Origin of the sequence: Streptomyces sp. NPDC001832 (assembly GCF_040297265.1) — a bacterium.
In the GTDB taxonomy this organism is placed as follows: Bacteria; Actinomycetota; Actinomycetes; order Streptomycetales; family Streptomycetaceae; genus Streptomyces.
In genome coordinates this window covers 1-8205 of the sequence record NZ_JBEOYU010000078.1, presented here as the reverse complement: position 1 = coordinate 8205, position 8205 = coordinate 1, and the positions used below count along the sequence as shown (strand labels likewise).

Annotated in this window: 7 protein-coding genes and 1 pseudogene; all 8 read left to right on the top strand. The window is 68.9% G+C overall.

Translation table 11 applies throughout. From position 1 onward, the window contains the following. Window positions 1-234 precede the first annotated feature (234 nt). A complete protein-coding gene (locus ABT115_RS30475) occupies window positions 235-417 on the top strand; it encodes a Trm112 family protein (RefSeq protein ID WP_030927015.1) in 183 nt (60 codons plus the stop codon). Between the two features lie 51 nt (window positions 418-468). Continuing rightward, window positions 469-1605: an SIS domain-containing protein gene (locus tag ABT115_RS30470; protein ID WP_351796646.1), complete on the top strand. Its 1137-nt coding sequence runs from the start codon at window positions 469-471 to the stop codon at window positions 1603-1605. A 46-nt stretch (window positions 1606-1651) separates the two neighbouring features. Next, complete coding sequence (gene manA / locus ABT115_RS30465) at window positions 1652-2833, top strand: mannose-6-phosphate isomerase, class I (RefSeq protein WP_351796644.1); 1182 nt, start codon at window positions 1652-1654, stop codon at window positions 2831-2833. A gap of 87 nt (window positions 2834-2920) precedes the next feature. Continuing rightward, on the top strand, window positions 2921-3943 hold the full coding sequence (locus ABT115_RS30460; protein WP_351796641.1) for a cation diffusion facilitator family transporter: 1023 nt from the start codon (window positions 2921-2923) through the stop codon (window positions 3941-3943). A gap of 294 nt (window positions 3944-4237) precedes the next feature. Further along, complete coding sequence (gene ahcY / locus ABT115_RS30455) at window positions 4238-5695, top strand: adenosylhomocysteinase (protein WP_351796638.1); 1458 nt, start codon at window positions 4238-4240, stop codon at window positions 5693-5695. A gap of 358 nt (window positions 5696-6053) precedes the next feature. Beyond that, the gene (locus ABT115_RS30450) at window positions 6054-6665 is read left to right on the top strand and encodes a hypothetical protein (protein ID WP_351796636.1); all 612 of its coding nucleotides are present in this window, start codon (window positions 6054-6056) and stop codon (window positions 6663-6665) included. 67 nt (window positions 6666-6732) lie between these two features. Next, complete coding sequence (locus ABT115_RS30445) at window positions 6733-6912, top strand: hypothetical protein (protein ID WP_351796633.1); 180 nt, start codon at window positions 6733-6735, stop codon at window positions 6910-6912. An 83-nt stretch (window positions 6913-6995) separates the two neighbouring features. Then, window positions 6996-7763: pseudogene (locus tag ABT115_RS30440) on the top strand (stage II sporulation protein M); the annotation flags it as partial. Window positions 7764-8205 lie beyond the last annotated feature (442 nt).

Below are 8205 nucleotides of genomic sequence, written 5' to 3'. Positions count from 1 at the left end.
GAGAGTTTGGGGAAGGCGCGTTGGTGATTGACGACAACGCGGCAGATGTGCGTGCCCAGCCCCGCGACGCCGCCCCCCATTTGCCGGTCGGTCTAGGGGAACAGGCCCGCCGCAGGCTCCCACCGCCACCCCACCCCGGCCCGGGCCGCGTCCCCCCACCCCGGCGGTAGGCTGATGTCGCCCGATCCGCGCGAACCCGAATCGCTTGTTCGAATGCTTGAAGGGACTCACCCCATGCCGCTCGAAGCCGGCCTTCTGGAGATCCTCGCCTGCCCGGCCTGCCACTCTCCGCTCGACGACCGGTCGGCAGCCGACAGCCCCGAGCTGGTCTGCACCGGCACGGATTGCGGCCTGGCCTACCCGGTACGGGACGGTATCCCTGTCCTCCTCGTCGACGAGGCGCGCCGCCCCGCGTAGCGGCATCCGCACCCCGCACGGTGATCAGCACGTGATCGGAGGACCGTCCCCATGCTCGACGAGTCGCTGCTCGACGCCCCGGAAGCCCTGGCCCGAGCCGACCGCCGCGGCCTGCTCCGCGGCGCCGCCGAGGCCGGGGCCCGGGTCCGTACCGCCGCCCTGCACGCGGCGGAGGCCGGGATCGCCGGACTGAACCCGGAAGGCCGCCCCCGCGCCGTACTTGTCGCGGGCTCCGGCACCGCCGCGTCCGGCGTCGCCGACCTGATCACCGCCCTGGCAGGCGCCTGCGCGCCCGTCACCCGCATCCACCCCACCGGGGTCGCCCCCGCCGCGGGCGCGATGCGCTGGACGCTGCCCGGCTGGGCCGGCTCCGTGGACCTGCTGCTCATCGTCACGGCCGACGGTTCCGAGCCGGGCCTCTCCCTCCTCGCCGAACAGGCGTACCGCCGCGGCTGCAGCGTCGTCGCCGTCGCCCCCCGCCAATCACCGCTGCGCGAGGCCATCGGCGGGGCGCACGGACTCGTCGTACCGATGGCCTCCGCCCCGCACGGTGAGTACGACGCCGAGACGTCGGCCGCCGGCCCCGGCACTCTCTGGGCCCTGTTCACCCCGCTGCTCGCGCTGCTCGACCGGGTCGGCCTGGTTACCGCGCCCGCCGAGGCGCTGCAGGGCGTCGCCGACCGCCTCGACCGCACCGCGGAACACTGCGGTCCGGCCATCGCCACGTACAACAACCCGGCCAAGACCCTCGCTGCCGAACTCACCGACAGCCTGCCCCTCATCTGGACGGAGGGCGACGCCGCAGGCCCGGTCGGACGCAGATTCGCTGCCGTCCTGGCCGAGCTGTCCGGTTGTCCGGCGCTCGCCGCCGAGCTCCCCGAGGCGCTTCCCGCTCACGGCGCACTGCTGGCGGGCACATTCGCCGCCGGGGCCGACCCCGACGACTTCTTCCGCGACCGGGTCGACGAGCCGGAGACCCTGCACGCCCGCGTCGTACTGCTCCGCGACCGCACCACCGGGGGCCTGAGCGCCGGGCCCGCCGCCCGCGAACTGGCCCTCGGCCACGGCACGGCGATCAGCGAACTCGAACCGGACGAGGGCACCGAGCTCGAAGCCCTCGCCGAACTCCTCGCGGTCACCGACTTCGCCGCCGTCTACCTGGCACTCGCGTCGGCGGCCCGCGCCTGACCGCCCCCTGACCACCCCGATCCACGCATCTCACGAGGACGAACTCATGGACCGGCTCTCCAACACCGTGCGCCCTTACGCCTGGGGCTCCACCACGGCCATCCCCGAGCTGCTCGGCATCGCCCCCACCGGCGAACCCCAGGCCGAGATGTGGATGGGCGCCCACCCCGGAGCCCCCTCCCGCCTCACCCGTATATCCAGCACCGGAGAGGCGGGCCGCGAGCAGCCCCTCACCGACGTCATCTCCGCCGCCCCGGAGCACGAACTGGGCCGGCCCACCGTCGAGAAGTTCGGCCCCCGCCTGCCCTTCCTTCTCAAACTGCTCGCCGCGGGCGCCCCGCTCTCCCTCCAGGTCCACCCCGACCTCGCACAGGCAAAGCGGGGGTACGAGGACGAGGAGCGCCGATCCGTCCCGATCGACGCACCCCATCGCACGTACAAGGACGCGAACCACAAGCCCGAGCTGATCTGCGCGCTCACCCCCTTCGCCGGCCTGTGCGGCTTCCGCAGGCCCACCGAGGCGGCCGAGTCGATGGCGGCTCTCGGCGTCGACTCCCTCAAGCCGTACGTCGACCTCCTCGGCGCCCACCCCGAGGAGGCAGCCCTGCGGGAGGTCCTCACCGCGATCCTCAGCGCCGACCCGGCGGAGATGGCCGAGACGGCGAACCAGGCGGCCGCTGCCGCTGAACGCCTCGGCGGCACCCACGCCCCGTACGCCCGGATCGCCCACCACTTCCCCGGCGACCCCGGTGTCATCGCGGCGATGCTGCTGAACTACGTAGAACTCCAGCCCGGCGAAGCCCTGTTCCTCGGTGCGGGCGTTCCGCACGCCTACCTCGACGGCCTCGGCGTGGAGATCATGGCCAACTCGGACAACGTGCTGCGCTGCGGACTCACGCCCAAACACATTGACGTGCCCGAACTCCTGCGCATCGTCCGCTTCGAGGCGACCGACCCCGGCGTCCTGCGCCCCGAGGCGTCCCCGTCCGGCGAGGAGCTCTACGAGACACCCGTGGAGGAATTCCGGCTCTCGCGCTTCGATCTGTCGCCCGGTGCCGACCCCGTCGACCTGACCCGGGACGCCCCGCAGATCCTGCTCTGCACCGCGGGTGCCCCGAAGGCCGGCACGCTCGGTCTCACACCTGGGGCCTCGGTCTTCGTCCCCTCCGGCGAGAAGGTCGAAGCGTCCGGTACGGGAACTCTCTTCCGCGCCACAGTGGTGGCCTGAAGTACCGTCCGCATCAGCGGCTGCAACAATGTCCGGCCGTACCGCGGCGCCAGGGCCGCAGCATCCAAGAAGGGACACCAGGCACCCATGAGTGCGTCAGGCGGAACCAAGGCGATCGTGGCAGCACTCGGCGCCAACCTCGCGATCGCAGTGGCCAAATTCGTGGCGTTCCTGTTCAGTGGCTCGTCGTCGATGCTCGCGGAGAGCGTCCACTCGCTCGCGGACTCGGGCAACCAGGGCCTGCTGCTGCTCGGCGGCAAGAAGGCCCAGCGCGAGGCCACCCCCCAGCACCCCTTCGGCTACGGCCGCGAGCGCTACATCTACGCCTTCCTCGTCTCCATCGTGCTGTTCTCGGTCGGTGGCATGTTCGCGGTGTACGAGGGCTACGAGAAGATCAAGCACCCGCACGAGATCGAGGCCTGGTACTGGCCGGTCGGCGTGCTGGTCTTCGCGATCATCGCCGAGGGCTTCTCCTTCCGTACGGCCATAAAGGAGTCCAACCAGACGCGCGGATCGCTCTCCTGGAAGGAGTTCATCCGCCGCGCGAAGGCCCCCGAGCTCCCCGTCGTCCTCCTGGAGGACTTCGGCGCTCTGATCGGCCTGATCCTCGCCCTCGCAGGTGTCGGCCTGGCCCTCGGGACCGGCAACGGCGTCTGGGACGGAATCGGCACCCTCTGCATCGGCGTCCTGCTGATTGTCATCGCGATCGTCCTCGCCGCCGAGACGAAGTCCCTGCTGCTCGGCGAGGCCGCCGGCACCGACCAGGTCGAGAAGATCAAGGCCGCGGTCGTCGACGGCGAGACGGTCACCGCCCTCATCCACATGCGTACGCTCCACCTCGGCCCGGAAGAGCTGCTGGTCGCCGCCAAGATCGCGGTGCAGCACGACAACACGGCCACCGAAGTGGCCAACGCCATCAACGACGCCGAGACCCGCATCCGCGCAGCCGTCCCGATCGCCCGGGTCATCTATCTGGAACCGGACATCTACAGTGAGGCCGCCGCCGCAGCCGGCGCCAACCCCGGCAAGACCCCAGGCGGAGCCCCCGACAACGCTCCCCGCACGACTCCCGGGGGAGCCCCGGACACCCCGACGGATTCCGGCCACTGACCCACCCGCGTACACCTCCCAACCGCCCCTGAAAAGCGCTCCGCCCGCTCCCGGTAAGCCCTCCCAGCCACTCCCCGTCCCGGGCGGGCTGGGAGCCACTGGGCCGATCGGTGTAGATTCGACGGCAGTGTCAGACGTCGCTGCTGATGGCGGTCGATCGGTCCGTATGCGCGGACCGGCCGAGGGAGAGAGGGCCTCCGACGGACTGCGCTGCGAGCGCCCGGGCATTCGTGTGCCCGCCACCGCAGAGCCAGCCGTGCCCACCTCGACACCCATCACGAGGAGCAGCCCGTTATGACGACGATTGCCAATCGACAGGACTTCAAGGTCGCCGACCTCTCCCTCGCGGCGTTCGGCCGCAAGGAGATCACCCTCGCCGAGCACGAGATGCCCGGCCTGATGTCGATCCGCAAGGAGTACGCCGCCGCGCAGCCGCTGGCCGGCGCCCGCATCACCGGTTCGTTGCACATGACCGTGCAGACGGCCGTGCTGATCGAGACCCTGGTCGCCCTCGGCGCCCAGGTCCGCTGGGCCTCCTGCAACATCTTCTCCACCCAGGACCACGCCGCCGCGGCCATCGCCGTCGGCCCGAACGGCACCCCGGACGCCCCCGCGGGCGTCCCGGTCTTCGCCTGGAAGGGCGAGACGCTCGAAGAGTACTGGTGGTGCACGGAGCAGGCCCTGACCTGGCCGAACACCCCCACCGGCGGCCCGAACATGATCCTCGACGACGGTGGTGACGCCACCCTCCTCGTCCACAAGGGCGTCGAGTTCGAGAAGGCTGGCGCGGCCCCGGACCCGTCGACTGCGGACAGCGAGGAATACGGTCACATCCTCGCCCTGCTGAACCGCACCCTCGGCGAGTCCCCGCAGAAATGGACCCAGCTGGCGTCCGAGATCCGCGGTGTCACCGAAGAGACCACGACCGGTGTGCACCGGCTGTACGAGATGCACCGCGACGGCACCCTCCTGTTCCCGGCGATCAACGTCAACGACGCGGTCACCAAGTCGAAGTTCGACAACAAGTACGGCTGCCGCCACTCCCTGATCGACGGCATCAACCGCGCCACCGACGTCCTCATCGGCGGCAAGACCGCAGTCGTCTGCGGCTACGGCGATGTCGGCAAGGGCTGCGCGGAGTCGCTGCGCGGCCAGGGCGCCCGCGTGATCATCACCGAGATCGACCCCATCTGCGCGCTGCAGGCGGCGATGGACGGCTACCAGGTGACCACGCTCGACGAGGTCGTCGACAAGGCCGACATCTTCGTCACCACGACGGGCAACAAGGACATCATCATGGCCGCCGACATGGCCAGGATGAAGCACCAGGCCATCGTCGGTAACATCGGCCACTTCGACAACGAGATCGACATGGCAGGCCTGGCGAAGATCGACGGCATTGTCAAGGACGAGGTCAAGCCGCAGGTCCACACCTGGACGTTCCCCGACGGCAAGGTCCTCATCGTGCTGTCCGAGGGCCGCCTGCTGAACCTGGGCAACGCCACTGGCCACCCCTCGTTCGTGATGTCCAACTCGTTCGCGGACCAGACCCTGGCCCAGATCGAGCTGTACACCAAGCCCGAGGAGTACCCGACCGACGTCTACGTGCTGCCCAAGCACCTGGACGAGAAGGTCGCCCGTCTCCACCTCGACGCGCTCGGCGTGAAGCTGACGACACTCCGCCCCGAGCAGGCCGCCTACATCGGCGTCGAGGTCGAAGGCCCGTACAAGCCCGACCACTACCGCTACTGATCCCGGCCGTCAGCGACCGCGCACGTGACCGGTCAGTGACGACCGGCCGCTGACAGACCGAGCAGCCTCAGCAGCAGCTGCGAGCGCAGGCCCCCGCACCCCCGTGTCGGGGGCCTGCGCCGTACCGCACCCGTTCAGAGGCTGTCGGGTGACCTCTGAGCGGGTGGCCACGCCCTGGCACGCACGCTTCCTCCGTTGCCGAAATTTCCTGGTAGCTCCTTCCCCAAGCTCTCAAGCAGCAGGGGAGGCCCCATCCGAGACATTCCGGCGCCTTGGAATCGCACGCACCAGACCGCGTCCGCTTTCCGATCGGAGGCCACCCGAAAGCCTCTCAGCCCGAGGAACCTCGAAGGACCCCATGCCCCGCGGCCGATATTCGCTCCATGATCTTCACGATCACACCCTCCTCGGCGAAGAACACTTTCAGTGCGCCCCCGGACCTTCCGGCTGGCGCTACGTCTCCCAGACCACCGCCCCTTCTGGCAGCCACCTCGGCTCCGTCGACCTCACCCTCGACGAACTGGGCCGCCCCATCCGCCTCGAACTCCACGCCGCGAGCTGGCAGGTCCGCGGCGCCGCCCTCGAGGGCGTCACCTGGGTCCGTACCGACCCGACCGGCACCCATGCCACCGAAGGCAATGTGCGCGCCCACGCCTTCACCGGCACATCCCCCGCATTCCTCATCGCGACCTCACGACTGCTGCGCCTCACCCCCGATTCCCCCACGACCCGCGTCCGCCTGATCGCCTTCACGGACCCGGTCCTCGCCCCCCGCACCGTCGACCAGTCCTGGGCCCTGGTGAACAGTGAAGCGCACGCCACTGACAACGGCCCTCTGACGGTGTACGAATACCAGGTCAGCGCCCTGGACACCGGCGAGCAGCACACCATTTACATCGCTGGCGACGTGGTCCTGTCGGCCCCCGGGATCGAGCTCGAAGATTTGGAGTCCCCACCTTCGCCTGGCTAGCGCGTGACCGGGAAGGTTTGCCGGGTTGGGATGGTGCGTCTGTACGGCTCGCAGGCATCATCGCGTGATGACTCATCTCGGACTGGTGACCGTTGTCGTGCGTGACTACGACGAGGCCGTCCCCTTCTACCGGACGTCGTCGGGTTCGAGCTCCTGGATGACACCCGGATCGACGAGGGCAAGCGGTGGGTGGTGGTCGCTCCGCCGGGCGCGCGGGAAACCGCTGTGCTCCTGGCCAGGGCTGTGACCAGTGGGCAGGAGGCCCGTATCGGAGATCAGACAGGTGGTCGGGTCGGCTGGTTCTTGAACACCGACACGTTCGAACGCGACTCCCTCCTCCAGTCCAGCGCCCCGGACCCGATGCTCACCGCGTGCCTCACCCAGCTCGTGGCCCGTGCCCGATCCGCGGTCACAGGTACACGCCGAGCCTCCTGGCGTGACGCCGCCCGCTTTCTGACTGCCGGCTTCCCCGCTGCCGTCCACCGATCCAGGCACTGGTGGATACCCACGGCTGTACTCTCCACGTTGCTGGCCGCAGTCATCGGCTGGTGGATCGGCACGCATCCGGAGGTCCAGTCGGCTCTGGTCGGCCGGGAGGCCAGACCGCAGCCATGTGCCTGGTCCTGGGCGCGTTCCTCGGCATCCCGTTGATCTGGATCCTCTTCGTCAACGTGCTCAACCTTGGCGTCGGCATCGGCCTGATGTCCTGAGCCGGCCGACTCGACACCTTCCTGGGGCTGCTTCTGCCGCACGGCCTGCTCGAACTCACTGCTGTCTTTGTCGCAGCGGGTACGGCCTGCGCCTGGGCTGGACGGTCATCGACCCGGGCCCGCGCACCCGCCGCTCAGCCCTTGCCCAAGAGGGCCGGCCTTTGATCGGCATGGCCATCTTGCCCTGGTCCTGTTCGTCTCGGGCGCCATCGAAGGCTTCGTCACCCCCTCCGATCTCCCGACATGGGGGCGCATCACCATCGGCATCGCGGCCGAGCTGGCCTTCCTTGCGTACGTCTACATCCTGGGCGACCGAGCAGTGCAAGCAGGCGATCGGGGCGACGTCGATCCTGCGGAACGCAGCGCCGAGCTCCCGGTCGCTGCCTGATGTGCGTACGACCCCGCTGACCTGGTAGTCTCCTCTTCGCCTGGAGAGACCGTTGACATGGTCGACCAGGGGAGGTAGATTCTAACGGTTGCGTCGGACTGGACAGGTCCGAGCTCAACGGTTAGTGTGTTCTCCGCTCTCACCGGAAATTGAATTTCCGCAGAGCCATTGATTCTTTTATTCCGAATCATGTAGCCGATTAGCTCGGCTGAATGCTTCTGGTAAAGTCGAGTCAGCCGAAAGGCAAGGCCACTCCAACGGCCACCTGAATTCAAATTCGGACCGGAAACGGAACGGAAAGAGTCTGGTAAGGTTGGAGCCGCTGGAAAGGGAATCGCGAAAGCGAAGAACTGGAAAGCGCAGTAAAAATTCTCCTGCTCCGCAGGGGGCCGCTTCGACCGGGAATCGGACACGAAAGAGTCTGATAGAGTCGGAAACGCAA

Coding starts and splice junctions, on each gene's coding strand:
- ABT115_RS30475 (WP_030927015.1), top strand. CDS start 235: ATGCCGCTCGAAGCCGGCCTTCTGGAGATCCTCGCCTGCCCGGCCTGC.
- ABT115_RS30470 (WP_351796646.1), top strand. CDS start 469: ATGCTCGACGAGTCGCTGCTCGACGCCCCGGAAGCCCTGGCCCGAGCC.
- manA (WP_351796644.1), top strand. CDS start 1,652: ATGGACCGGCTCTCCAACACCGTGCGCCCTTACGCCTGGGGCTCCACC.
- ABT115_RS30460 (WP_351796641.1), top strand. CDS start 2,921: ATGAGTGCGTCAGGCGGAACCAAGGCGATCGTGGCAGCACTCGGCGCC.
- ahcY (WP_351796638.1), top strand. CDS start 4,238: ATGACGACGATTGCCAATCGACAGGACTTCAAGGTCGCCGACCTCTCC.
- ABT115_RS30450 (WP_351796636.1), top strand. CDS start 6,054: ATGCCCCGCGGCCGATATTCGCTCCATGATCTTCACGATCACACCCTC.
- ABT115_RS30445 (WP_351796633.1), top strand. CDS start 6,733: ATGACTCATCTCGGACTGGTGACCGTTGTCGTGCGTGACTACGACGAG.